The sequence below is a fragment of the Cytobacillus firmus NBRC 15306 genome, from assembly GCF_001591465.1.
Classification (GTDB): domain Bacteria; phylum Bacillota; class Bacilli; order Bacillales; family Cytobacillaceae; genus Cytobacillus; species Cytobacillus firmus.
Window position 1 is genome coordinate 13,773 of sequence record NZ_BCUY01000021.1, and the last position, 26,014, is coordinate 39,786.

22 protein-coding genes and 1 pseudogene are annotated in these 26,014 nt (G+C 42.7%); 2 read left to right on the plus strand and 21 right to left on the minus strand.

What is annotated here, in order from left to right:
- Positions 1-2: 2 nt before the first annotated feature.
- From BFI01S_RS08395 to BFI01S_RS08425, 7 genes are all read right to left on the minus strand, one after another.
- Positions 3-1,175 carry a phenylacetate--CoA ligase family protein gene (locus BFI01S_RS08395; RefSeq protein WP_061792212.1) on the minus strand — a complete coding sequence of 391 codons (1,173 nt, stop codon included), beginning with the start codon at positions 1,173-1,175 and terminating at the stop codon, positions 3-5.
- The gene (locus tag BFI01S_RS08400; RefSeq protein WP_061792213.1) at positions 1,175-1,963 is read right to left on the minus strand and encodes an ABC transporter ATP-binding protein; all 789 of its coding nucleotides are present in this window, start codon (positions 1,961-1,963) and stop codon (positions 1,175-1,177) included. Before BFI01S_RS08400 ends, BFI01S_RS08395 begins: the two co-directional genes overlap by 1 nt.
- A 238-nt stretch (positions 1,964-2,201) precedes the next feature.
- Positions 2,202-3,380, minus strand: a complete 1,179-nt coding sequence (locus BFI01S_RS08405; RefSeq protein ID WP_061792214.1) for an ABC transporter substrate-binding protein — start codon at positions 3,378-3,380, stop codon at positions 2,202-2,204.
- A gap of 308 nt (positions 3,381-3,688) precedes the next feature.
- Positions 3,689-4,750: a branched-chain amino acid ABC transporter permease gene (locus tag BFI01S_RS08410; RefSeq protein WP_061792215.1), complete on the minus strand. Its 1,062-nt coding sequence runs from the start codon at positions 4,748-4,750 to the stop codon at positions 3,689-3,691.
- A 3-nt stretch (positions 4,751-4,753) separates the two neighbouring features.
- Positions 4,754-5,638: a branched-chain amino acid ABC transporter permease gene (locus tag BFI01S_RS08415; RefSeq protein WP_061792216.1), complete on the minus strand. Its 885-nt coding sequence runs from the start codon at positions 5,636-5,638 to the stop codon at positions 4,754-4,756.
- Positions 5,638-7,545, minus strand: a complete 1,908-nt coding sequence (locus BFI01S_RS08420; protein WP_061792217.1) for an AMP-binding protein — start codon at positions 7,543-7,545, stop codon at positions 5,638-5,640. Before BFI01S_RS08420 ends, BFI01S_RS08415 begins: the two co-directional genes overlap by 1 nt.
- A gap of 55 nt (positions 7,546-7,600) precedes the next feature.
- Entirely contained in the window at positions 7,601-8,371 is a 771-nt protein-coding gene (locus BFI01S_RS08425; protein ID WP_061792218.1) for an ABC transporter ATP-binding protein, read from the minus strand.
- Positions 8,372-8,904: 533 nt separating this feature from the next.
- Between BFI01S_RS08425 and BFI01S_RS08430 the strand changes: the two genes are divergently transcribed.
- Complete coding sequence (locus BFI01S_RS08430; protein WP_061792219.1) at positions 8,905-9,369, plus strand: hypothetical protein; 465 nt, start codon at positions 8,905-8,907, stop codon at positions 9,367-9,369.
- A gap of 96 nt (positions 9,370-9,465) precedes the next feature.
- Entirely contained in the window at positions 9,466-9,840 is a 375-nt protein-coding gene (locus BFI01S_RS08435; protein WP_061792220.1) for a nucleotide excision repair endonuclease, read from the plus strand.
- A gap of 27 nt (positions 9,841-9,867) precedes the next feature.
- Here the strand turns inward: BFI01S_RS08435 and pssA are convergent, their stop codons facing one another.
- The 14 genes and pseudogenes from pssA to BFI01S_RS08500 all read right to left on the minus strand — a co-directional run bounded on the left by pssA (position 9,868) and on the right by BFI01S_RS08500 (position 26,007).
- Complete coding sequence (gene pssA, locus BFI01S_RS08440) at positions 9,868-10,563, minus strand: CDP-diacylglycerol--serine O-phosphatidyltransferase (RefSeq protein ID WP_061792221.1); 696 nt, start codon at positions 10,561-10,563, stop codon at positions 9,868-9,870.
- A 189-nt stretch (positions 10,564-10,752) separates the two neighbouring features.
- Positions 10,753-11,850, minus strand: a complete 1,098-nt coding sequence (locus BFI01S_RS08445; RefSeq protein WP_061792222.1) for a CaiB/BaiF CoA transferase family protein — start codon at positions 11,848-11,850, stop codon at positions 10,753-10,755.
- Between the two features lie 20 nt (positions 11,851-11,870).
- Complete coding sequence (locus BFI01S_RS08450; RefSeq protein WP_061792223.1) at positions 11,871-13,436, minus strand: fatty acid--CoA ligase; 1,566 nt, start codon at positions 13,434-13,436, stop codon at positions 11,871-11,873.
- A 19-nt stretch (positions 13,437-13,455) separates the two neighbouring features.
- Positions 13,456-14,607 carry a thiolase family protein gene (locus BFI01S_RS08455; protein WP_061792224.1) on the minus strand — a complete coding sequence of 384 codons (1,152 nt, stop codon included), beginning with the start codon at positions 14,605-14,607 and terminating at the stop codon, positions 13,456-13,458.
- A gap of 13 nt (positions 14,608-14,620) precedes the next feature.
- Positions 14,621-15,766, minus strand: coding sequence for an acyl-CoA dehydrogenase family protein (locus BFI01S_RS08460; RefSeq protein WP_061792225.1), 1,146 nt, complete (start codon positions 15,764-15,766; stop codon positions 14,621-14,623).
- Between the two features lie 158 nt (positions 15,767-15,924).
- A pseudogene (locus BFI01S_RS22385) lies at positions 15,925-16,134 on the minus strand (SDR family NAD(P)-dependent oxidoreductase); the annotation flags it as partial.
- A gap of 48 nt (positions 16,135-16,182) precedes the next feature.
- Positions 16,183-16,704 carry an RNA polymerase sigma factor gene (locus tag BFI01S_RS08465; protein WP_235831138.1) on the minus strand — a complete coding sequence of 174 codons (522 nt, stop codon included), beginning with the start codon at positions 16,702-16,704 and terminating at the stop codon, positions 16,183-16,185.
- A 33-nt stretch (positions 16,705-16,737) separates the two neighbouring features.
- Complete coding sequence (locus tag BFI01S_RS08470) at positions 16,738-18,714, minus strand: DUF6449 domain-containing protein (RefSeq protein ID WP_061792226.1); 1,977 nt, start codon at positions 18,712-18,714, stop codon at positions 16,738-16,740.
- Positions 18,668-19,564: an ABC transporter ATP-binding protein gene (locus BFI01S_RS08475; RefSeq protein ID WP_061792227.1), complete on the minus strand. Its 897-nt coding sequence runs from the start codon at positions 19,562-19,564 to the stop codon at positions 18,668-18,670. Before BFI01S_RS08475 ends, BFI01S_RS08470 begins: the two co-directional genes overlap by 47 nt.
- Positions 19,548-19,946, minus strand: a complete 399-nt coding sequence (locus BFI01S_RS08480) for a GntR family transcriptional regulator (RefSeq protein ID WP_061792228.1) — start codon at positions 19,944-19,946, stop codon at positions 19,548-19,550. Before BFI01S_RS08480 ends, BFI01S_RS08475 begins: the two co-directional genes overlap by 17 nt.
- A 158-nt stretch (positions 19,947-20,104) precedes the next feature.
- Positions 20,105-21,895, minus strand: coding sequence for an L-lactate permease (locus BFI01S_RS08485; protein ID WP_061792229.1), 1,791 nt, complete (start codon positions 21,893-21,895; stop codon positions 20,105-20,107).
- Positions 21,896-22,148: 253 nt separating this feature from the next.
- Positions 22,149-22,925, minus strand: a complete 777-nt coding sequence (locus BFI01S_RS08490) for an IclR family transcriptional regulator (RefSeq protein WP_061792230.1) — start codon at positions 22,923-22,925, stop codon at positions 22,149-22,151.
- Positions 22,926-22,968: 43 nt separating this feature from the next.
- On the minus strand, positions 22,969-23,748 hold the full coding sequence (locus BFI01S_RS08495; protein ID WP_061792231.1) for a fumarylacetoacetate hydrolase family protein: 780 nt from the start codon (positions 23,746-23,748) through the stop codon (positions 22,969-22,971).
- Between the two features lie 81 nt (positions 23,749-23,829).
- On the minus strand, positions 23,830-26,007 hold the full coding sequence (locus tag BFI01S_RS08500) for a malate synthase G (RefSeq protein WP_061792232.1): 2,178 nt from the start codon (positions 26,005-26,007) through the stop codon (positions 23,830-23,832).
- Positions 26,008-26,014 lie beyond the last annotated feature (7 nt).

Consider the following 26,014-nt stretch of genomic DNA (forward strand, 5'->3'; position numbering starts at 1 on the left):
GACTACACCCTCTTTAATTCGTAATTCCGCTTATCCAACAGCTTCTTATCATCCTTTTTAATAGAGCCTGACGCTGTTAATTCAAGAATCGGCTTAACCCTGATCACATTCTGGATTTTTGAAGCAAGCTCAGGGTTTAATTCTTCTTCTGATTCTATAAAAATCTTCAACTGGTCCTGCCCCTGCTCATTTGTTACCATAGCCTGGAATACCTGATGCCCTGCTTCATTCAATACCTGCGCCAGCTGTTTTTCTCTTACAAACATTCCTTTAACCTTTACCCCATCACTGACACGAGCCAGCACTCCTGCAATCCTTTTCCCCTCATACCCTTTAACCCAGCGGGAAAGGTCGCCTGTGCCAAAGCGGATAAGCGGGTAGCTTTTATCAAATAAAGTGACAACCACTTCTCCTTCTCCATCTGTAACTTCCGATCCAGTCTGCGGGTCACAGATTTGAACAATGGCAGAATCTGTGATTCTCAGTCCAGGCCCTGATTTGTCCTCATAAGCAAGACATCCGCAATCTGCAGTCCCATATCCTTCATATACGGAAATCCCATTGTCTTCACACTTTTTCCGCATTTGGTCCGTCAGCATTTCAGCAGTAAAGAAAGCTTTATTGATGACAACGTCTTTTCCCACCTTCCATCCCTTTTCTTCAAGGGAATCAAGCAATAGGTTAAAGAAGCTCGGGGTTCCCACGTACCCGTTTACCTTGACATCCTTCATAATCTGAATCTGCAGCTCCCGATTCCCGGTTCCGGCAGGGATGACAGTTGCTCCTAATTCACGAAGTGCGGAGTCAAACATAAAGCCTGCCGGTGAGAGATGATAGGAAAATGTATTTTGTACGATATCCCCTTCACCAAAGCCTGCCTTTTTGAGAGCTTCTGAGAATCGCCAGAAATCTTTGCCTGTCGCTTGCGGATCGTAAATCGGGCCTGGCGACATAAAAATTCGTTCCATCTCATTAGGCTTTACAGCTGCAAAGCCTCCAAAAGGCTGATCTGCAGATTGCAATTCCGGCAATCGATCTTTTTTAAGCACTGGGATTTTCTCCAGGTCTTTTAAAGTTTGTATGTCACCTGGAGAAATACCGGCATCCTCAAGGCGATTTTTAAATCCGCTGGCATTTTTATATGCATGGTAAATTACTTCCTTCAGCTTTTCCACTATAGCCACCTCTTTCTTCTTTTATAAGATTTAATATCTTTATAGCTTTTCCGGCCCTTATCTCCCATTCCAAGATAAAATTCACGCACATCCTGATTGGAAAGAAGCCGGTCCACCGTTCCATCCATCACAATTCGGCCGTTTTCCATGATGTATCCATAATCGGCAATCGATAAGGCTACATTGGCATTTTGCTCTACTACCAGTATAGTGGTTCCCTCTTCTTCATTGATTTTTTTAATAATCCCGAAGATTTCTTTGACTAAAAGAGGAGCCAGTCCTAATGAAGGTTCATCGAGAAGCAGCACCTTTGGCTTTGCCATGATTCCTCTTCCAATGGCAAGCATCTGCTGTTCTCCGCCTGACAGATATCCGGCCTGCCTGTGCTTCAGCATTTCAAGCTTTGGAAAGTAATGATAGACTTTTTGGATATCACTTTTAATATTCTTCCTGTCTTTCCTGGTATGTGCACCTGCGATTAGGTTATCTTCTACGGAAAGGTGCTTGAACACGCGTCTTCCTTCCATGCACTGAAAAATGCCTTTCTTTACGATGGTTTCAGCATCGTTTACATCAATGCGCTCGCCATAAAGCTCAATAAATCCATCCGTCACTTCACCGTTTTCGCTTTTCAACAGGCCGGAAATCGCCTTAAGAGTGGTTGTTTTCCCGGCGCCATTGCTGCCGAGCAAAGCAACAATTTTTCCTTTTGGCACCACCATCGACATCCCTTTTAATACAAGGATGACCTTATCGTACATCACTTCGACATTGTTTATTGTCAGCATGCATCTGTCCTCCCGGCTATTTCTCTATTTTTCGTTCCCAGGTCAAGTTCTGAATTATTTGTTATTTGCTGGTTTTCTTCGTTTATTTGCATAATCAAAGATTTGTTTGCTGATTCCGAAGGTTTGTTTGCAAAGTTTCAAGTTTGTTTGCCAAATTTCCGAGTTTATTTGCAAAGTTCACAAGGTCCAGACCTTAAAAGTAAACAGGAGGCGGGTATAAAACCTCGCCCCCATCATGTTAGTAGCCGATATAATCAGTGAACACTTCAAACTGGCCGTTTTTGACTTCTGCCAATCGAATTTGGTTTGTACCAGCATGATTGTCAGGTGAAAATGTAACTGGGGCAGCTAGACCGCCAAGATCAAGATTTGAGATTTTCTCAAGGCCAGATCGGATCCCTTCGCCTGAAGTCGGGTCTTCAGCAAGTTTTAGGCCTTCAACCATAATTTTGGCGGAAACCCATCCCTGGATAAATTTCTGGTTCTTGTCTTCCAGCTTTTCACCCTTGCTTTCTACGAACTTCTTGATTTCTTCCATTCCAGGAAGATCTTCATAAGGGAATGCATGTGTGACAACCCCGATAAATCCTTCAGCCGCATCGCCCGCAATTGGAAGCAAGCCTTCGCCTGCAGCCCAGTTTAAACCGATGAATTGTGTATCAAGGCCAAGTTTTTTAGCATCTTTTAGAATCGTTGCGGTTGCCCCCCAAGTTTGGTTAATAATCGCATAATCGGGATTTTTCTTTTCCATGTTCAGCAATTGTGAGGTTGCATCAAGTGTTTTCAGGTCAACTATTTGCTCATCAACAATTTCAATGCCATTTTCCTTGGCAAATTTTTTGGCATCTTCAATTGGCGATTTTCCAAAGGCCGTATCATTGTAAATTAATGCTACTGTCGGTGTGCCGCCAGTGTGATTGTCTTTTATCCATTTCAGTACGGATCTTGCCTGGTCGGAGTAAGAAGCCGCAGCCAGGAAGTTATATGGGCTTTCGTCAATATTTTTCAGGTTCTCTGAGTATGAAGCCGAGATGAATGGAAGCTTGTCGGCTGCCACCTGCTGGCGAAGAGCTTCAGTGTCCCCTGTTCCCCATCCCAAAATGGCCGATACTTTATCTTTTGATTTTAATTTCTGATAAAGCTTTTGGGCTTCCGGGATTTTATAAGCATAGTCATCACCGATTAATTCGAGCTTATAGCCGTTGATCTCCTCTCCTGCAATGGATTCAAAAAATGCTTTTTCACCTTCTGCATATGGTGTTCCAACATCACCGGTACCGCCCGTAAGGTCAAAGATACCGCCGATTTTGACAGTGCCTTTCTTGTCACCTGATGCTTCCTCGCTGCCTCCAGAACAGCCTGCCAGCATTCCAGCCATTAATGTTGCTGCCAATAAACCCTTCCAAACCTTCTTCATAATGTTCCCCCTCATTTTTCCTCTTTTTTATTGGCTCTTTTCGTATTAATTTGTTTTTCGCTTATCAATGTTGTCCGTTGATTTCCGCTCCAGGATGCTCGCTTTCCACGGGGCGGGCGGTGAGCCTCCTCGACGCTATGCGTCTGCGGGGTCTCACCTGTCCCGCTACTCCCGTAGGAGTCTCGCACCTTCCGCTACAATCAACTCAGTAAACATAATACAAATAGCAACAAACTTTGCGAAAACAGCCTTTCTATAAAAATTTGAAAGATTTACTTTCAAAATTTTCAGATATTATTACCCGGGAATTAATAGGAAAATGGCCAGAGCTTAAAATAGTCTTTGATGTTTTTCCATATTTTCGCTAGACCCTGCGGTTCATAGATCAGGAATAAGATAATCACAAGGCCGAATACTACCTCTTTCATCCCGATTAAGACAGCTGATAAGTCAGGGAATACCCCGCTCATCATTTCAACCCCTGATCTTAGTACAACTGGAAGCAACGTAATAAATACAGCTCCATAAATAGACCCGAATACGCTTCCCAGACCACCGACCAGTATGATTGCTAAGTATTCGATCGACACTGTAATGCTGTAAAGCTCAGGACTGACAACCATTGTATAATGGCCCAGTAAAGCACCGGCAATGCCAACAAAGAAGGAACTTACAATAAATGCCAATACTTTATATTTAAACAAATCGATCCCCATAACCTCTGCTGCCACATCACGGTCACGGACTGCTATGAATGCCCTGCCGACCCGCGACCTGAAAAGGTTCAGGGTGAAGAGGGCCGTAATAACCAGCACAACAAACATAAGGTAGTAATAGCTCCGTTCACTGTAAAAGACAAAACTGCCAAGTTCAGGCCTGGATAGGACCATTCCGGCTGTTCCGCCAGTCAGCGCATCCCAGCGGGAAATAACAAATAAAATGATTACCTGTGCTGCAAGGGTGGCAATCGCCAAATATAATCCTTTTAGCCTTAAGGATGGCAGTCCGAATAGTCCGCCGACTATCGCCGTTACTATACCGGCTGTCGGCATGGCAATCCAGAAGCTCAATCCAAGCTTTGCGGTCAGAATAGCCGATGTATATCCGCCTACCCCGAGAAACGCGCCTACCCCTATGGAAATCTGTCCAGTAAAGCCAGTCAGGATGTTCAGACCGATCGCACCAATAGCGGCAATTCCGCAAAGTGTAGCCAGTCCAATGATATAATCGGATGCAAACATTGGGAAGACTGCAAATACAGCCAGAAGAATGAACACCCGCATCCTTACTCTGGTGATCTTCCAGATCGCCATATCTTGTTTATAATTCACATGGAACTCTCCACAATCCATTACAAAAGGATTTCTCATCGGTTACACCCTCTCGATTTCTTTTTTTCCGAACAAGCCATATGGCTTGAACATTAGGATAAATACGAGGATGACAAACGGCATAACCTCTTTCAGACCCCCGCCAACCAAAGGATCCAGATACCCGCCGGTCAGGCTCTCAAGAATACCGATGATCAGCCCGCCGATGATGGCACCGGGAATACTGTCGAGTCCTCCAAGAATGGCAACCGGAAGCACCTTTAAGCCGATCGCTGAAAGGGATGCATTCACACCGTTGATGTTTCCGAGAAGGATTCCCCCAACCGCTGAAACAATGGCTGCAATCGCCCAGGCAACTGCGAAAATCATTTTTACGCTGATTCCCATTGACATTGCCGCCTGCTGATCATCTGCGGTTGCTCTCATCGCAATTCCGAGCTTGGAATATTTGAAAAAGAGGGTGAAAATGACAAGCATCATTACAACGATTAACAGTGACCATAAATAGACCGGTGCAATGACGATTTCACCAAGGTTAACAGGCTGTTCAGAGAAAATCTTTGGAAATACACGTGTTTCATGGCCCCAAATAATATGGACAATCCCGGCAAGAACGCTCGATAATCCGATCGTCGCCATAATCATGGATATGACGGGCTCTCCAATAAACGGTCTTAGAACGATCCGTTCAATGACAAATCCTAAAACAGCACTGAACATCAGTGCAATTAACAGGGCTGCTATAAACGGAATGTTGTAGGCTGTGATAAGCGTTAAACAGACATATGTTCCAATTAGAAGGAACTCACCCTGTGCAAAGTTGATAGCATCACTGGATTTATAAATGAGCACAAATCCCAGTGCGACAAGAGCATATACGCTTCCTACCACGATGCCTGTTACGAGCATTTGCAAGAAAAATGTCATTAAGCTGCCCCCTCTCCTTCATCCATAAAAATCACCTGAAGCGTTGTCTGGATGGTTTGTTCCATGCCATCACGATACTTGATCGTGCCATTGACACGTATTTTTTTGTCTTCTGTATAAAGTCCATCGATTAAGGCCTGATATTTTTTAGCAACAAACTGCCTGCGGACTTTCTTTGTTCTTGTAAGCTCTTCATCATCTGCATCCAGTTCTTTATAAAGAAGAACGAATTTTTTCACCCGGGCTTTTTCAGGCAAAGTCTGATTGATTTCCTGCACCTGTTTTTCGATCAACTCCAGCACTTGCGGCTTGGAAGATAAATCGGTATAAGTGGTATAGCTGATTTGATTTTTCTCAGCCCAGCGCCCTACATTTTTCATATCAATATTGATCATGGCAACCACATATGGGCGATCCTTCCCGATTGCTACCGCTTCCTGTATGAACGAACTGAATTTGAGCTTGTTTTCGATAAATTGCGGAGAGAACATCTCACCTGTATCAAGACGGATGACATCTTTAATCCGGTCAATTATATACAAATGCCCATCTTCATCCAGTCTCCCTGCATCCCCTGTATGGAGCCAGCCATCCTGAATGGTTTCGATTGTACTTTTCTCGTTTTTGTAATACCCCTTGCAGACGCTTGAGCTTTTGATCAGAATTTCTCCTTCATCAGAAATTTTCACTTCTGTTCCAGGAATTGGAATTCCAACACTATCGAGCTTAATGTCGCCATCCCTGTGCACAATAGATATGCCGGAAACTTCTGTCTGCCCATAAATGCTTTTCACATTGACTCCTATGCTGTGGAAAAACTCAAATACATCTGGGCCTAAAGGGGCACCGCCCGTATAGGCACGCTTAATCTTCAAGAGCCCAAAGTGATCGCGGATGGCACTGAACATCAGGTAATCGGCCATTTTATAAAGAACCTTCGTACCCGTACTGACTGGTTTATTTTCAAAATGGGCCTTTGCTACCTTCTCGCCGATTGGCTTGCACCAGTTATAAATCTTTCGTTTCAGCCAGCCGCTGTCCTGAATTCTGACCTGAAAACGCGATACCATATCTTCATAGATTCTTGGCGGCGAAAACATAACCTGTGGTCCAATTTCACGCAGGTCTTCCAAAACGGTTGCCGGCTCTTCAGGGAAATTTATCGTCATTCCATTATATAAGCCCATGGCAAGGGTCATCATCTGTTCCCCAATCCAGGCAAGCGGAAGGAATGAAACATATTCATCCTTATCTGTCAGCGGATCAATGTCTGACAGATTTTTAGCCATATCAATCAGATTTCGGTAAGTAAGCATCGTTCCTTTCGGATTGCCTGTCGTTCCTGAAGTATAGGATAAAATCGCCACGTCATCTGCAGACCCCTTATCAACTTCCTCTGAGAATAAGCCAGGCTGCCCTGAGTGAAAACTTCGTCCCATTTCCAGAACTTCGTTAAATTCCAGCAGAAAGTCCTCCCGGTAACCCCTCATGCCGCGTGAATCATAATAAATAATTGTTCTGACTTTCGGAATGGATTCTTTAATTTCCAGCAGTTTATCGACTTGCTCCTGGTCCTCCGCAACAATTATGGTTGCGTCACAATTATCGATAATATAACTTAGTTCAGCAGACAGGGATTCCTGATAAATTCCTACTGAAATGCCGCCCAAGCTTTGCGCAGCAAGCTCACTGATTACCCATTCGGGCCTGTTATCGCCAATAATAGCAAGCTTATCTTCTCTTTTCAGACCCAGCGATGCCAAACCCAAGCTGAAGTTCTTTACATTGTCCAAGAACGCTTCATAAGTGATTTCATTCCAAATTCCAAATTCCTTTTCTCTTAAAGCAACTTGTGACCCATTCCTGTAAGCCCTTTCAATCAGCAACTGCGGAAATGTCATGCTCATAGAATCGCTCCCCCCTCCTAAAAAAATAAAACTAACTTTATAGCCGAATTATCTTTTATACGGCATTCTCTTCTCCCAGATAAGCTTCTATGACTCTAGGATTATTCTGAATCTCTTCGGGCGTCCCATGGCCAATCAGCTTCCCGAAATCAAGAACTGCAATGTGATCGGATAAGTCCATTACAACCCCCATATCGTGTTCAATTAATATAATGGTTGTGTTCATTTCTTCGTGAATATCAATAATGTATCTGGCCATGTCCTCTTTTTCCTCACTATTCATGCCTGCCATCGGCTCATCCAGAAGAAGGATGTCAGGTTCCAGTGCTAGAGCCCTGCCGGTTTCGACCCTTTTCTGCAATCCATACGAAAGAGTTCCTACGGGAGTATTGCGGATATCCTCAATTTCAAGAAAATCGATTACCTGCTCAACTTTTTTCCGATGTTCAATTTCCTCTCTTTGCGCCTTTCCCCAATAAAATCCTCCTGCAAGAAGTCCGGTTTTCATTCTGACATGCCTGCCAAGCATCAGATTGTCCAAAACAGATAAATGCGGAAAAAGTTCGATGTTCTGGAATGCCCGGGCAATACCCATACTGGCTCTTTTGTGAGGTTTATACCGGGTAATATCTTCCCCTTTGAAATGGATGGATCCAGATGAAGGCTTGTATAGTCCGCTAATGCAATTCAGCATACTTGTCTTCCCTGCGCCATTTGGCCCAATAAGCGAAAAAATCTCTCCTTCCTGCACTTCATATGAGACATGGTCGAGAGCTACTACACCCCCAAACCTTAAAGTAGCATCTTTTATCTCTAAAATCCCCAATCTTCCAACCCCCTTTATTTCGATTAGCAAAATATTTTTTACAAAATTATGAATAGTTTAAATATTCTTTACTTGTTTGTTTTCTCCTTTTAATATTTAAAATATTTTTGTGTCCTGAGCTATTTTTTATTTTTATGTGATTGGGAATATTGCTATGACAAATTCCTTATGTGTAAGTATTTTTCACTATAAGCTAAGTGATAAATATAACGCAAACTCTTTATGTAAATAGAAAGAAAAAAAGCTGAACACATATGTGCCCAGCTTGTTTGGTCCCGGTCCAACTTCACCCTGCAAGAAGGCTGCTGAAGCCCCGCTTTTGGATTACTAGTTAAATCCACACCTAAATCCCTTTCCAGCTCAGCTTTCTCCTTAAATGTATCTGCTCCCACGTTTTTGCATTTGGACTGCCACATGGCAGGTTTGCAATCAAAACCATTAATATCTTTATTTTCTTATTGGATGGTGATTAAAAAAATGCCACTTACATAATAATGCTAGTAAAACAAAATTAAATAAAAGGAGAATCTGACTTGATCTGCTTGTGTGAAGAGCTTTCCTTATCCCGGTGCGGCCTAGACGGAAAAATTGCCATTTTAGAAGATAAACCTACAGTTTTAAAAAACTTTGGTCTAAACGATGGAAATTGGCTGAGCTTTTGGAATATTGACTGCAGACTCCTGACTATGCTTTATCAATCCCTGGATGCGAAATACGACTGGTTTATTATCGTCTATGACTATGAAAAGTTCTGTTCAGACATAGAAATAAAAGAAGCCATAATTTGGCATGAAATTGGACATATTACCTTTCCGGCTGGAAAGAATATAATCTGTACAGATACTGAAGTTCAATGTGATCGGATAGCTATTGATTACGCCCAGGAGGAAGGAATCAAAAAAATTTTGGATCTCACCCTTAAAATGGCACACTCGCTCAACAATGAAGTACTGCTGAATATGACAAAAGAAAGACAAAAACAATTACACTTCATATAAGGAGCAGATGGCCAGGCAGGATCCAATGATACTTTTAATGTGGATTACATATGAAATTTATGGTACTCTTTAATCTTAGAATAGGAAGTGATGATATTGATAAAAATTGAAATACCAGAGCCTAATCTCGTCATTACAAGAAGCAGGCAAACGGGACAGGCGGGAGAAAGTGACCTCAGCAGTGTCTATGGTTTCACAGATTACCATAAGATACCAAGAGACAAGGGCGGCATGATTCTGTTTTTTGATGCGAAAGAAGATCTGCTATTTGTAGGAAAGGCCCGAAAATTAAGGCAGCGAGTTAAAAAGCACTTTGAAGACAATGTTTCTCCTATAAAAAATCATCGAGATGATGTCTATAAAATTGCGGTCATTTACGTGGAAGACAGCATGGAGCGCGAAATTTATGAGACTTATATCATCAATGCCCTTCAGGCAAAATATAATATCGACAAAGTATTTTACAAATAAAAAAAGGCCATCCCGGCCTTTTTTTGTTTAGTCAATTTCTTTTTTGTTTTTGCCTTTTATGAATCGGTATGTCAAATACGCAATGTAAAGCGGTATCGCAATATAAATCAAATCGGGAAATGGCCCGTATGAGCCCTTATAAATGACGTATAGGACACTTCCCAGAAAAACGGTAACAATCGTTCCGTATTTAGGAAGAGGAACTTCTTTAAAGCTGGGAATCCGGATTCTGCTTACCATAAGAAAGCAGAGTGCGGTAAACACAACTGTGGTAATGATATTAGGAATATGGTCACCAAAAAGGGTCAGTATGGCCATGATCCCGCCTGCTGCTGTTATTGGTACTCCAATAAAATAGTTTAAAGAGGATTTTGGCGGACTGATATTGAATCTGGCAAGCCGATATGCCCCAAATAAAGGAAAAAGACCTGAAACAGCTAATCCAAGGATTCCAAATTGAAAAAAGTATGTATAAAAGACCAAAAATGAAGGTGCTACCCCAAACGTAACAATATCTGCCAGAGAATCAAGTTCTTTTCCAAGTGTACTATCCGCCTTCAGCATTCTGGCCAGCCTGCCGTCCATGCTATCAAGCATCATGCCAATTAAAATTAATATGGCTGCATTTTTAAATTCTCCATTGGCAGCCATGCCGATTGAAAGAAAGCCGCAATATAAATTACCTAAAGTGACCATATTGGGGATTGTTTTAATAAAACGCACTAGTGACCATCACACTCCAAAAATTGAAAAGATTATTTTAATATATATTCCCTTTCATTATACCATTTAATCTCAGCTGCATCCCTCCCTTTCGATGAATCGAAGGCAAAAATCCCAATGTCACAATTTAAGGCATAATAGAAGAGTCCCTGATCATCCTTATGATTAGGGACTCTTTATTCGTATCGGTCATATTTTTATATTTCTCTTTGCAATATTGCTTAGAACTTCCTCATTATGTTCTCCCAATTTTGGAGGCCCATCCATTGCTGATTCAATTCCGCCATGCATTTTAACCAAAGGGTGATTTTGGTTAGTATCTAAGATACTTTTAAATAGCGGAAAGTCTGCCAATTCGCCTGCCTCCAATACAGGAGTCAGACAGCAATCTGCTCTTTGACCAAATTCAGTCCACTCTTTTAATGTCCTGCTTTTAAAAAATTCGGTTATCTCCAAAAAGACAGGATTATCAGCAGAGGCACTTGAAAGATGATAATCAGTCCAATCCTCCCTACCTGCACTCTTACAGAAATTTATCCAGAACTTTGGCTCCAGAGCTGCAAGTGCAGCAAACCGGGCATCTTTTGTTTCATAAATAGAATAAGCAACGATTTCCCCGTTTAATACCGAAAGTCCTTTAGGGTATCCTGTCTTATTCTCAATCAGCAAATGGTTCCCCATAGTGGAAGCCATCACCTCCGCAATGGAGATGCAGTGATGCCCGCCTTTGCCGGACATTCTGCTGGAAAGCAGGGCAGCCAGTATTCTTTCACTGGCTGCCATTCCTCCCATAAAGTCCGCTATTGTATTGGACGGGTGAACAGGTCGCCCGCTGCGGTCCTTCAGCTGGGCAAGGACTCCGCTTACGGCCATATAATTTAAATCATGGCTTCCTAAATATTGATAGTCTTCATTCTCACCGTAGCCTGTAAGAGAGCAATAAACGATATTTTGTTTATGTTTTTTCACAGCCTCATAATCCAAGCCCAGCTTTTTCATCACACCCGGCCGAAAACTTTCAAGCACCGCATCACTTTCTGAAATCAGCATAAGGGCCGCATTTCTTCCTTCTTCGCTCTTCAGGTTAAGTGTAATGCTTTTTTTGCCGCGGTTGTTGGCGGCAAACACTGCACCTGTACCCTCTATTTTGATATCGAGATGCCTTCCGGGGTCACCGGATTCCGGTTCCACTTTTATCACTTCTGCACCTAGCTCTGCAAGCCTCTGGGAAGCAAACGGACCAGGGAGATAGTTGGAAAAATCAATTACTCTTATGCCTTTTAACATCTTGCATTCCCTTCTTCCGGCTAGATTTTCCCTTCAGCGAACAGATCCTCCAGCTGCTTTCTGAGCATGAACTTTTGAATCTTGCCGCTCGCATTTCTTGGCAGAGCTTCACAGAATACATATTTTCTCGGCCGCTTATAATTGGCGAGTTCATCACTATTCCTGCACAATTCATCGAGTTCTTCTTCAGTCAGTGCGGGTTCTTTTTTGACAACAAATGCTGTGACGGTTTCACCCCAGCGGTCATCAGGCTGCCCGATTACTGCCACATCCAGGACACCGTTATGAGTATATAAAAGATCCTCCACTTCACGCGGATAAATATTTTCACCGCCGCTAATGATCATATCATCGACTCTGTCTTTGACGTACAAATAGCCTTCGTCATCCAGATATCCGATGTCACCAGAGTGGTACCAGCCTCCATGCATGGCATGATCGGTTGCCGCGTCCCGATTAAAATAACCACTCATCATGCACGGACCTTTTACGATGATTTCACCCGTTTCGCCCGGGGGCATCACATCATCAGGATCTGATGGACCATTCTCATTCGGGCTTACAATCCTGATTTCATGGTTTAAACAGGCCTGTCCTGCAGACCCAGCCTTCCTGATTTGGTCATCTTCCGATAAAAACGTAATCGCAGGACCCATCTCGGTCATTCCATATGCCTGTACCAGGGAGATGCCTAATTTTTCACGGCACGCATAAACAAGAGCAGGAGCCATCGGTGCCGCTCCATACAATCCCAGCTTAAGGCTTTCCAGACTATAATGGCTTAAGTTTTCCTGAAGAAGCATATTCCACATGGTCGGAGCTGCAAAAAACTTTGTAATTTTCTCTTCAGATATTAACCGCAATACTTCCTTTGCATCAAAGTGATGCAGGATGGTATTGGCAGCACCCACATGCACCCTTGGCAAAAAGGCACAGTGAAGCTCTGCGCAGTGGAACATAGGTGCAGTCACGAGTCCGTTGTCATTGCTTTCAAGCTTTGTCGCTCCTATAACAATCAGACTTTGTTCAGCCATATCCCTGTGTCTGTGGACTACACCCTTTGGCCTTCCCGTGGTGCCGCTTGTGTACATTATTGCGTACAAATCATTTTCATTTATCTCAATTTCAATTTCATCATTCGATGCTGCATCCACCTTTTCGCGATAGGATGAAGCGTATGGAGGAGCATTGTCATCAATGTACCAGAACTCTGTATGCGGAAAACGCTTAGCGATGGGGGTAATGCCGGATTCCAGCATTTGTTCAAATAACACTACTTTTGGCTCTGCATCCTGGAGAATATAAGCAATTTCTTCTGACATGAGCCTAAAGTTGATCGGATTAAATACGGCGCCGATTTTTGCACAGGCAAAGAATGCTGTAGCAAGTTCCTCGGTGTTAAAAAGGCAGGTTGAAACCCTGTCACCCTTCCTGACGCCTGCACTTATTAAGGCATTGGCCAGTTTATTGATTTCAAAACTCCATTCTTTATAGGTAAAACGCAGATTTTTTCTGACATCATACAGAGCTTCCTTATCCGGAAACTTTCCGGCCGTGAGATCAAAAATTCTTCCAATAGTAGTCATTTTCATTCCTCCCCATTTTTCAATCTAATCGTTCAATAATAGTCGCATTCGCCATACCAAGACCTTCACACATGGTCTGCAGGCCATAGCGCCCCCCTGTTCTTTCGAGTTCATGCATCATGGTGACCATCAGCCTTGCACCGCTTCCGCCTAAAGGATGGCCGAGTGCAATGGCACCCCCATTTGGGTTAAGCTTTGCCGGATCCGCTCCTGTTTCTTTCAGCCAGGCAAGCGGTACAGGAGCGAATGCTTCGTTCACTTCGAACACATCAATGTCCTCTATAGCCAGTCCAGCTTTCTTTAACACGTTCTCTGTTGCCGGTATTGGTCCAGTCAGCATTAAAGCAGGATCCGAGCCCACTGCTGTACGCGCAAGTATTCTGAATTTCGGTTTCATTCCAAGCTCCTCTGCCTTTTCACGTGACATAATTAATAGTGCTGCTGCTCCATCGCTGATTTGGCTGGAATTTCCTGCATGAATCACTCCATTCTCTTTAAAAACAGTTTTTAAGCTTGCCAGTGCTTCCAGAGAGGTTTCCTTTCTCGGTCCAGCGTCTTCTGTTACCGTTAAAAGCTGTCCATCAGACATTGTCACATCCAATGGTTCAATCTCTCTCTCAAACCGGCCTTCAGCCTGGGCATTTAAAGCCTTCTGATGACTCTCAAATGAATAGCGGTCAAGCTCTTCTCTTGTAAATCCATATTTTTCAGCAATTCGTTCAGCAGATAAGCCCTGGTGGATGATTTCATGTCTGTCTGTCAGTTTTTCACTGAAACCGACCCCCTGATAGCTGGAGCCGATAGGAACACGGGACATGCTTTCGACCCCTCCTGCGATCACAATATCCATATCCCCTGCTAAAATAGCCTGAGCTGCAAAGTGAACAGCCTGCTGGCTGGATCCGCATTGGCGGTCAATGGTTGTACCCGGCACTTCGATTGGAAACCCTGCGATCAATGCAGCTACCCTTGCAATATCCCCTGTTTGCTCGCCTATTTGCGAGACACAGCCAAGAATGACATCATCAATCATTTCCGGCTTCAGACCTGCACGTTTCACAAGTGCCTTTAACGCTTCTGCAGCCAAATCATCCGCCCTGATGTCCTTTAGTAAACCGTTTTTTCTTCCTACTGGTGTTCTGACCCCTTCGACAATAACAGCTTCACGCATATATACTCCTCCCCTATAAACCCATGTTTTTAGCAATAATCGTTTTCATGATTTCATTTGTGCCTGCATATATGCTGGCGACTGGTATATCTCTGAACCTCCTTGCAATCTCGTATTCTTCCATATAGCCATAGCCGCCATGAAGCTGCATGCATTCAGCTGCAATTTTACTGGCATTTTCTGTCAGCTTCCATTTCGCCATGGAGACCTTTGTAACTACATCTTTTCCTGCCATATGCTCTGTGATCAATTGATCAAGGAACACCCTTCCCATCTCAATATCTGTTGCCATTTCTGCTATTTTAAATTGAGTGTTCTGAAACTGGCTGATCGGTTTCCCGAATGCCTCGCGATTCTTTACATAATTTATTGTTAATTTAAGCATTTCCTCTGCAGCCACCTGGGCAGCAATTGCCACGACAAGCCTTTCCTGCTGCAGCTTTTCCATTAAATATAGAAAACCTTTTCCTTCTTCGCCGATCAGGTTTTCTTTCGGAACTCTGCAATCTTCAAAAATTAACTCTGCCGTATCCTGACAATGAAGACCGACCTTGTTTAATTTCCTCCCTCTTGAAAACCCCTCTGTTCCCCTCTCGACCGCAAGCAGGCTTACGCCTTTATGCCGTGGGACGGCATGGGGATCTGTTTTACAGGCTATGATGATTAAATCTGAATGAATTCCGTTGGTAATAAAGGTCTTTTCGCCATTCACTATGTAATGGTCCCCATCAAGCCTTGCTGTCGTTCTGATGCCTGCTAAGTCAGAGCCGGCTCCAGGTTCAGTCATGGCTATTGCCGTAATGATTTCACCCGCTGCACACTTTGGCAGCCACTTTTCCTTTTGTTCATCGGTTCCATAAGCAGTAATGTATGGGACGACGATATCATTGTGGAGCCCAATTCCCACCATTCCGGACCCAACCCGTTCAAGTTCTTCATTAATTATGACTGAGAAGCCCCAATCGACATTGCTTCCGCCATACTTTTCGTCTATATCAGGGCATAAAAAACCCTGCTCCCCCATCTTGCGCCAAAATTCACGGGGAATGATTCTGTCCTCTTCCCATTTTTCATAGTTCGGATAGGCTTCCTTCTCTAAGAACTTACGCAGAGATTCTCTAAAAATTTCATGCTCTTCCTGCAGATATGACGCTGCCATATTATGAACCTCCGAAACTAAAATTTTTTTGGCATAACACAAAGTGATAACCACCGCCTATGTAAAGGCTTACAATTATATTGTACAATAATTATCTATATTTTTAGAACATTTAAAATTCATTTTCTTAAAAAACCTTTCTTTTAAGGTCCAATTAGTTATTTCGGCTGCATGCGGATGCCGCCATCCAGCCTGATCGTTTCTCCATTCAGCATCGGATTTACTAATATACTTTCAGCCAGCCTGGCATACTCCTCAGGATATCCCAGTCTTGAAGGAAAAGGCACCATTTTCCCCAAAGAATCCCTTGCCTCCTGAGGAAGTGATTCAAACATTGGAGTGTTAAACAGCCCAGGGGCAATTATCAATTACTTGTAATTGCACAAAAAAACAGCTCCTTTTCAGAAGCTGTTTTTCTATGCCAAATTCCGGTCAGCAAGGATTTCTCTCAGTTGCTGTCTGACCCGATATAATTTTGTTTTGACAGTGTTTGGGTTGAGATGAAGAATGTCCGCTATTTCTCTTTCCTTCAGTCCATGCTTTGTTTTAAGCAGGAACACCCTTTTCTGTTCATAGGAGAGGGAATCCACATATGCGTATATCTGCTCCTGAAGCATATTAATCTCTGCTTCCTGCCCGGTATCGCTGTACCTGCTTTCCATGCAGTTTTCAAAATCAACGGAATCCTGTATCCTCTCATTAGTCCTTCTTTCTTTTCGCACAAAATCAATTGCAGTTCTGGTCGCAATTGATGATAACCATGCTCCCAGCTTATCCTGATCATCTATGCTGTCCATTTTTTTATACGCCTTGATCAGTGTTTCCTGAACAACATCCTGCGCAAGATAATGATCCCGGGTAATGCTGTAAGCAATATGATAGAGCCGCTTATTGTATAGTCTGCAGATTTCTCTCATATCCATTGAAGGTTTTATCACTGTAATCCCCCTCTCCTGTAAATTTCTCCGGTATTATTGAAGCCGTTCCTTTATAAATTCAGGCACTGTTTTTTCAGTAAAGCTCTTAATATCCATTGTCCTTTGTTCATCAAAATAGAATGCAATTATATAATCTCCTTCAATATACCCATTTGAATTACCCAAACTGCTTTCTATTTGTTCTTTATCTGTAATTTTGATGGAAGATTTGCTTTCAGTCATCTTTTCAAAAACTTCCTCATAAGAGTACCCTGCAGCAAAGTTAATATCGATATCCTCCGCTTTTGCAGCCAGTGCATAAGAAATATCATTGCTATTCACTTTTGCATCATTCAGCAATGACTTTTCTTTCAGCCATTCCTCAAACCTCGTATAAGAAGGATTCCAGGTCATATAGGCTTTTTTGCTGTCATTATAATAAATCTCTATATGAGCATATGGCTCATCAATTCCCTGAAGCTCCTCATAGGAAGCAGTATCCACTTCCTCAGTCAATATCTGAACAACTTCTTTAAGTTCTTCTTTGTCTGTAATGACCGCCCGCTTTGTAACTGGCCCTGATGGGGTAATCGTGATTTTCGTAGTTTCATCTTCCGGTACCTGATAGATTTCATTTGTTGCCATTTTATATTCATCCGATTCATAAATCAGCTTAAGATATGGCTTATATTCCCTTTTGTTAATGCTGTAATCGCGGACCAGCTTTTCGCCATTCTTCAGTTCATACACAATAAAAACGGACCCTCGGCCTGAATCCTGAGCCTGTCTGTTTTCATCCTTTACAATCTTTTCATGAAACCTTCTGACCAAGTCAATATTCTCGTATTCTTTTAAATATAGCGGTTCCTCATGATCAATATCATTATAAAGGTGAAAACTCTCGCTGAAATGGACCCGCTCAATTTCATTGCTCTGCGGTATGCTTTTTTCATACTGAGTCAAGTCAAATTGGAATAAGAGGAATAAAGCCGCCATTATGGCTGTATAGACCATCAATCCTTTTACATGAATAGTCACTCGCCATGATTTCTGGAGAACCATTTCGGCCGCAGCATATCCAATCAGTGCTCCAAAAACATATCCCGCGATAATCCAGCTCGTGCCGCCCTGCATCTCACCGAAATAACCGCCTCCAAGAAGCATCGTGCAAAACGTCACACCAAATTTAAAAATGGGCTTTGTTATCGGAAAAACAAGCGCGTGGGAGACTGCCTCCATTCTTCTCCTTTTATAGATCTGCAAGCCAAGAAAATACAGGGACACAATAAGTATGAGATAAACAGCAGTCTCCACATTTGACGGTGTGCGCATATTCATCTGAGTAAATGCAATCAAGGGAGAGAACTTTTCGAATTTGCTTGTCATATAGTATTGGCCTGGAAAACCGAATAAATAGAAAGGCAAATTAATAGAAACTAAAATGATCAGACCTACAGGGAGCAGGAGAAAAATATACGTTAACACACCCTGTACCGCCGATAATCCCGACAGCATTCCTACAGAAACACCTGTCAGGTAAATTACAATATTAAATAAAAGCGTGATGCCCACCCAATTGAGGATTTCCCCCATTGAATAAAAATCCTGCAAATTCATGGGCTGGTAAAGAACCAGGATAATCAAAGCAATGAGTAAAACCGGCAAAATTAATAGCATGATTCCTGTTAAAGCATATTGATGGAAAATGGATTCCCTTTTAACCGGGAGGCTGTGCATTAAATCGCTATATTGCTTTACCTGTGTAAACCTGAATAAGAACACAGACAAGGCCACCGGTACTGATATACTAAAAATAAATTGGAGCTGGAAGTTGTATTGAAACAGATTGTCAATGTCCAGGAATTTCCGCTGTTCCCCTGAAGAATTCATTATGATATCAAGAGGAATGGCAAAGAACAGGCCGAGAAAATACACAATGGAAACCCAGCCGACACTTCTGAAAATCGTTTTTAAAATTTCGCTTTTAATCAAGGATGTTTTGGACTGCATATCCAATGTCCCCCATTTCATAAATGAAAATCTCCTCTAATGTCAGGGGAAGCATATCGAAAATCACTGGTTTAAATTGTTCTACATATGACGATATTTCCTTTGCATCTCCCTTTACAATGCAGATCACAATGCTGCCTCTTTTTTCTTTATGAAGGATCTTCAGCGAATCGAAAATGGCTGGTACAGATCCTTTAAAGGCAACCTGAATTTTATGTGTATCTGTTTTAAGGTCATCAAGATCTTTTTCAAGAATCATACGCCCATTATGCATAATGCCTATAAAATCACATAAATCCTCAACTTCGCGCAGATTATGAGAGGAAATAAGAATGGTCATTTCTCTTTCAGCAACCTCATCGATCAGCAGGCTTTTCACTTTCTTCCTCATTACGGGATCAAGCCCGTCCATAGGCTCATCCAAAATTAACACTTCCGGCCTGGCAGACAAAGCAAGGATAAAAGCAGCCTGCCTCTGAATACCTTTGGAAAATCTATGAATCTTTTTATGTAAATCCATTTCAAAAATAGCAGCCAGTTCTTCAAATCGTCCTTCATCCCACATGCTGTAAATATTTTTATAAAATTGCGCCATCTGCTTAACTGTATATTGAGGCAGAAAATAGGGATGATCCTGAATAAAAAAGATCTTATCTTTCATTTGCGGGTTCTCGAACACCGGCTGGCCGTCAATGGCAATGCTTCCTTCATCCTCTGCATAGATGCCTGCCAACAGCTTTAAAAGTGTTGTTTTTCCGGCTCCATTGGAACCAAGCAAGCCGTATATGGACCCTTTATTCACTTCAATGCAGACATTTTCGACAGCATCCATCTCCTCGAAAGATTTTCGCACATTACGGATTTTGATCATCTTCTATCCCTCCCCCTATAGCTGCTTCTATTTCCTGTATGAGCTTGTATAATTCATTTTTTGTGATTCCAAGGTATAAAGCCTCTGATAAAAGCTTTGAAAGCTCATTCTTCACTTTTTCTATTTTTTCGCTGTTCAGATTGGGTGTCGCTGCACTGACAAAACTGCCCTTCCCCTTTATGGAATAAATATAGCCTTGGGATTCAAGTTCTCTATATGCCTTCTGAATGGTATTAGGATTGATCGTCAGCTGATGGGCCAGCGTTCGAACGGAAGGCAGCTGTTCATCTGCTGTTAAGACCTCTGTGATGATCAGCTCTTTAAGCCGCTCAACCAGCTGTTCATATATAGGTTTTCGGCTCCTTACATCCAATTCAAACATGCTTACCCTCCCGCCTGTATGCAGTGTACTATGATTCCTAGTACAGTTAACACAGTTAAATTATATTACAAGTAATTGGAAAAGAGAAGGGGAAAATTAAAATTTTTATAAAAAGAAAAACTGGTTTAGCCAAAGGGCCAAACCAGTTAAAAGAATCCTTATTTAGCAGATTTCACATTCACCGGAGGCGGAGGCAAAATCATGTTGGAACGCCTGTTATTTGTTGCAATTATATAAACAGCTGCGACTGCGATGGCAACTGCAATGAAGGAACCGATATTGAAAATCCCTTTTTGCGAATACCAGACAATCGAGTAACCTACAGATCCTGCCAGCAGGGCATAGTAGAAGAATGGGAATAACGTTTTGCGGATGACAGCGCCTTCTTTTCCAACAAGACCCACAACAGCTGATGCAGCAACGACGTTATGCACACAAATCATGTTCCCAGCTGCTCCTCCGACTGCCTGAAGGGCTACAATCCAGGTTGCATCCACCCCGATCTGTGAGCCGACGTCATATTGGAATAATGCAAACATCATATTACTGACGGTATTACTTCCTGCAATAAAGGCTCCTAGACCCCCGATGAAGGTGGCAAAGAACGGCCAGAATTCTCCAGCAAGAGCTGCAGCACCGTTTGCCAGCTCGATCGGCATCTGATTATAGCCCGCTTCTCCCCCGCCGGTGTTGATAAATACCTGTACCATCGGAACTGTGAAAATTAAAGCTGTTGAAGCAGCTACAGTTGTCTTTCCCGAATCTGCCCAGGCTTTTTTGTATGAACTGGAATTCATTCCATGGATAAAATAAGTGATAACAGATACAAGAATAAAAATCGTTCCCGGCAAATACAGCGGCTGGAAGCTTGAAGTGATGCCGGAATCAAAAATGTTTTCAAATTTGACCGTCCACGCCTGAAGCAACTCTAAAAATGGAAGCGATTTCAACCTTGACAAAACTAAGAATAGGCCAACTAAAACATAGGGAGTCCAGGCACGCAACATGCTCATGCTTCCGCTCTTATGGGCAACAGCTTTGATTTCCAGCTTGCCAGTCCATTCAGGATCCCACTTGGATTTCTCTTCAAAATCCCAAACCTGATCCTTTGGCGGCATAAGAAAGCCTTTTTTAGCTGCAAAAACAACAATTGCTAAACCAGCTAATCCCCCGATCATTGATGGGAATTCAGGTCCAAGGACATTCGCTACAATTACATAAGGGATCGTCATGGCAAAAGCAGCAAATAGTGCAAACTTCCAGATTTTTATCCCTTCCGTAAATGACTTATTCTTGCCGAAAAATCTTGTCATTAAAGCTACTACAAATAAAGGAATCAATGTGCCCGCAATCATGTGGAGAATAGCTACTTGTCCTGCGATTTGAGTTACCAATCCAAGCAGGTTATCGGTAAGGCTCGCATTGCCCGATAAACCGGTCTGAACGCCGACAAGCATCGGTGTCCCTACAGCACCGAATGACACCGGTGTACTTTGAATGACCATCCCGGCAATAACTGCGGCCATAGCCGGAAAGCCAAGGCCCACTAATAGCGGGACTGCTACAGCGGCTGGAGTACCAAACCCGGACGCTCCTTCAATGAAAGAACCAAACAGCCAGGCTATGATAATTACTTGTATTCGGCGGTCAGGCGATATATCTGTGAATCCCTGACGAATGGTTTTTAAACCGCCGCTTTCCTGAAGGGTATTTAGAAGCAGAATAGCGCCGAAAATAATATAAAGAAGTGTTCCGGCAACAACCAGGCCATTGATGGATGCAGCGGCAACTTTTGCCCCTGAAACTTTCCATACAAATAGAGCAAGAACTACTGCTACAAGGTATGAGATTGGCATCGCCTTACTTGCCGGCCATCTCAATCCGACAAGAAATACTGCAACTGCAATAATTGGCATTAAAGATAGTAAAGCTAACATTCCAGTACTCAAATTACGTTTCCCCCTTTGTTTTGTAATAGCGAACAATGATTGCACTTTGTTGCGGATAGCAAAACATGTTATATAACTATAATGCTTTTGTTATACAACAAGGCACTAGGCTTATTTACATTATACAAACATTTTTCATAATTTCAATAATATTTGGAAAACTTAATCTATATATTTACACAAAAATATTTGTATGTATATACAAAAAAATTAGCTCAATATATCTTTTTATCGAGATATATCGAGCTAATTACTAATTGATTCGGCTAACATGACCAAGACGTGCGGAAATTCCTTGTCCTGTCTTTACCATTATGGATTTTAATGCATCAAGCCGATCATCTGTCATCCTCATGGTCGGTCCTGAAATACTGACTGCAGCAATAACCTTGCCAAGGTGGTCAAAAATAGGAACGGCAACACAAGTAATTCCGTATTCATTTTCTTCCAGATCAAGAGCATATCCTTTTTGCCTTACCTGCCCCAATTCTTTCATGAATTCTTCTTTATCTGTTATGGTTTTATCTGTATGGACCGGCATCCCTTTTCTTTCAAGAATATCGGACACAATGTTTGAAGGCAGGTGTGCCAGAATGGCCTTGCCGACAGATGTGCAATGCATGGGAGCGCGTTTCCCGACTTTCGAATGCATTCTTAATGTTTCATTGCCCTCAAGCTTCTCGATGTACACAACCTCTCCCTGATCATAAACGACTAAATGAATGACTTCATTTGTTTCATTTTCAAGCTCCTGCAGAAAAGGCCTTGCTTCTGCACGCAAGTCGATTGATTCAAGCAGCTTTGAACTGATCTCGAGGAATTTATACCCTAATTTGTACTTGCCGGTTTCGGTGTCCTGCTCTATATATCCGTACTGAACCAGAGTAGATAGAATACGGTAAACAGAGCTTTTGTTGATGTCTATCTGATTGGCAATTTCCGTTACGCCAAGGCCGGTTTTTTTCAGGCTGATCAATGTAATTATATCCAGCGCCCTGCTGACGGACTTGACCATATTTTCTCTTTCCACAATACTCACCTCAGGTGCAAAAACATAATTCAATCTACTGGAATTATACCGTTTTTGCGCTTTCACGTGCCACTGCAAATGTATTTCGCAGTGTTCCAATCTCTTTGATTTCACACTCGATAATATCCCCTGATTTGACCATCTCAGCTCCAACCGGACTTCCTGTAAGGATTACGTCACCCGGCTTCAGGGTCATGACATTAGACAGGTATGAAATCATTTTTCGGATTGGGATAATCATGAGATCTGTGCTGCTGTTTTGCTTTTCTGAGCCGTTTAATTTTGCTTCAACTTTTACCTGAAACGGATCCAGTTCAGTCTCGATTACAGGCCCCAGCGGAGTAAAACTGTCAAAGGATTTGCCAATTGTCCAATGTCCATCATTATGGAAAAATTGCGGAGCAGTAACATCATTCCCTACTGTGTAGCCGAAAACATAATCGAGCACATCTGACTCTGCTACATTTTTTGCTTCTCTGCCAATGACGACAGCCAATTCTGATTCGAATTTCACCTCTTCAATGCCTTCAGGAATGATAATATCCTCATCTGGTCCAATAACAGAAGATACAGGCTTGAAGAAGAATACAGGAATTTCAGGGAGTGTCTCAGGCAAATTCGCTTTTTCGGACACATAGTTGGCTCCAATTCCAATGATCTGATTTGGAACCAGCGGTGCAAGCTGTTTTGCTTCATTCTGGGAAAAGCTCTGGCCGGTATACTCCCAATCTCCGAAAATATCACCTTTAATTTCTTTATAAATACCACCTTCTAATACTCCTGCATGTACTGCTCCATTAACTTCAAATCTTGTAAATTTCATTTTTATTCCTCTCCCCTCACGTATGATTAGTCTGAAGCTCTTTAGAAAAACAGGGCACCTGCATGCCCTGTTCTAAAATTATTACTGTTTAACAGCATATTTGGACTTCGCTTCAAGACGGCGGCGGTGCAAAATTGGTTCTGTATAGCCGTTTGGCTGATCATAGCCTTCGAAAACAAGGTCACATGCTGCCTGGAATGCAACCGATTGATCGAAATCAGCTGCCATTGGGCGGTATGCCGTATCCCCACTGTTTTGTTCATCTACAACCTTAGCCATTTTCTTAAGTGTCTCAAGCACTTGCTCCTTCGTGCAGATGCCATGGTGAAGCCAATTTGCAACATGCTGGCTGGAAATCCTTAATGTCGCACGGTCCTCCATTAAACCAATATTATTGATATCAGGAACTTTGGAACAGCCGATGCCCTGTTCAACCCAGCGGACCACATATCCGAGAATTCCCTGTGCGTTGTTTTCCAGTTCTTCTTGAATCTCCTCTTGAGTCCATTGCGGATTTTCTGCAACTGGTATCTGCAGAATTTCATCACGAAGGTCTGAAACTTCCTCCAGCAGCTTGTTTTGCACCTTTTGAACTTCTACCTGATGGTAATGCAATGCATGAAGGGCAGCAGCAGTTGGGGACGGTACCCAGGCAGTATTGGCTCCAGCGTTAAGATGGCCGATCTTCTGCTCCATCATATCTGCCATCATATCAGGCATAGCCCACATGCCTTTTCCAATTTGGGCACGGCCCTGAAAGCCTGTTTCAAGGCCTGTATTGACATTTGATTTTTCATAGCCTTTTAGCCAGGCTGTTGCCTTCATATCATTCTTGCGGATCATCGGGCCAGCTTCCATGGAAGTGTGCATCTCATCCCCGGTACGGTCAAGGAATCCAGTGTTTATGAAAACAATGCGCTCCTTTACTTCACGGATGCAGGCTGCAAGATTCAAGGATGTACGGCGCTCCTCATCCATTACACCAATTTTCAGTGTGTTCCGCTCCAGCCCAAGCAGATCTTCCGTCCGGTCAAACAGCTCGTTTGCAAAAGCAACCTCCTTGGAACCGTGCATTTTTGGCTTAACGATATAAATGGATCCTTCTGATGAGTTTTGGTATGGGCCGTTTCCAAGCAATGTATGCTTGCCAATCAGGGAGGTAATTACCGTATCGAGGATCCCTTCCTGCACTTCATTTCCGTCTGCATCCAAAATAGCGTTAATGGACATTAAATGTCCGACATTCCTTACAAACATCAACGAGCGTCCAGGTAATGAAAACTCCTTCCCTTCAGCAGACACATATGAACGGTCGGGATTTAATGTACGTGTCATTGATTTAGAGCCCTTTGTGAAGGCTGCGGAAAGATCACCCTTCATTAAACCGAGCCAGTTGCGGTATACAAGGACCTTGTCTTCAGCATCAACTGCTGTTACTGAATCCTCACAGTCCATAATTGTGGTAACTGCAGCTTCAAGTAAAACATCCTTCACTCCGGCATCATCCATTTTTCCAATTGGGTGGCTTCTGTCAATTTGAATTTCAAAATAAAGGCCATTATTCTTTAAGAGTACCGCAGAAGGCTGATCCAGCTCTCCCTGGTATCCGGCAAACTTTGCTTCTTCTTTTAGATTTGCTGTTTCGCCATTGCTCAGAACAACTGCCAGCTTCCCCTCATCAACTTTGTACTGTACAGCGTCTTTATGAGAACCGCTTGAAAGAGGAACGGTTTGGTCAAGGAAATCCCTGGCAAACGCAATAACCTTTTCTCCCCTTACAGGATTATATCCGCCGTCCCTATTTGCACCGTTTTCTTCACTGATTGCATCTGTGCCGTAAAGTGCATCATACAAGCTTCCCCACCGGGCATTTGCAGCATTGATCGCATATCTCCCGTTATTAACTGGAACGACCAATTGCGGCCCGGCCTTCACAGCTACTTCTTCATCCACGTTTTCTGTAGTAATTTTAAAATCCTCGGCTTTTGGCTCTAGATAGCCGATCTCTTCTAAAAATGACTTATAGCTATTAAAATCAAAATTCTGGTTTTCCCTGTGCCAAGTGTTCAGCTTATGCTGAATTTCGTCACGCTTCGCAAGCAATGCTTTATTTTTAGGCGTCAGATCATTTATAAGCGCTTCCAAACCTGACCAGAATTGCTCCTGATCAACGAAGCTTCCCGGCAGAGCCTCAGAATTGATAAATTCATAGAGCTCCTTTGCAACCTGCAGGCTTCCTGTTTTCACATAATTCTCCATTATTCAT

Coding starts and splice junctions, on each gene's coding strand:
- BFI01S_RS08420 (WP_061792217.1), bottom strand. CDS start 7,545: ATGAGCATGACATTTCCGCAGTTGCTGATTGAAAGGGCTTACAGGAAT.
- BFI01S_RS08460 (WP_061792225.1), bottom strand. CDS start 15,766: ATGGCAGCGTCATATCTGCAGGAAGAGCATGAAATTTTTAGAGAATCT.
- BFI01S_RS08500 (WP_061792232.1), bottom strand. CDS start 26,007: ATGGAGAATTATGTGAAAACAGGAAGCCTGCAGGTTGCAAAGGAGCTC.
- BFI01S_RS08400 (WP_061792213.1), bottom strand. CDS start 1,963: ATGCTGACAATAAACAATGTCGAAGTGATGTACGATAAGGTCATCCTT.
- BFI01S_RS08495 (WP_061792231.1), bottom strand. CDS start 23,748: ATGAAATTTACAAGATTTGAAGTTAATGGAGCAGTACATGCAGGAGTA.
- BFI01S_RS08455 (WP_061792224.1), bottom strand. CDS start 14,607: ATGCGTGAAGCTGTTATTGTCGAAGGGGTCAGAACACCAGTAGGAAGA.
- BFI01S_RS08480 (WP_061792228.1), bottom strand. CDS start 19,946: ATGTTTGAATTGGATGTAAGGAGCCGAAAACCTATATATGAACAGCTG.
- BFI01S_RS08445 (WP_061792222.1), bottom strand. CDS start 11,850: ATGTTAAAAGGCATAAGAGTAATTGATTTTTCCAACTATCTCCCTGGT.
- BFI01S_RS08405 (WP_061792214.1), bottom strand. CDS start 3,380: ATGAAGAAGGTTTGGAAGGGTTTATTGGCAGCAACATTAATGGCTGGA.
- BFI01S_RS08450 (WP_061792223.1), bottom strand. CDS start 13,436: ATGACTACTATTGGAAGAATTTTTGATCTCACGGCCGGAAAGTTTCCG.
- BFI01S_RS08470 (WP_061792226.1), bottom strand. CDS start 18,714: ATGAAATGGGGGACATTGGATATGCAGTCCAAAACATCCTTGATTAAA.
- BFI01S_RS08415 (WP_061792216.1), bottom strand. CDS start 5,638: ATGACATTTTTCTTGCAAATGCTCGTAACAGGCATCGTGGTAGGAAGC.
- BFI01S_RS08475 (WP_061792227.1), bottom strand. CDS start 19,564: ATGATCAAAATCCGTAATGTGCGAAAATCTTTCGAGGAGATGGATGCT.
- BFI01S_RS08410 (WP_061792215.1), bottom strand. CDS start 4,750: ATGAGAAATCCTTTTGTAATGGATTGTGGAGAGTTCCATGTGAATTAT.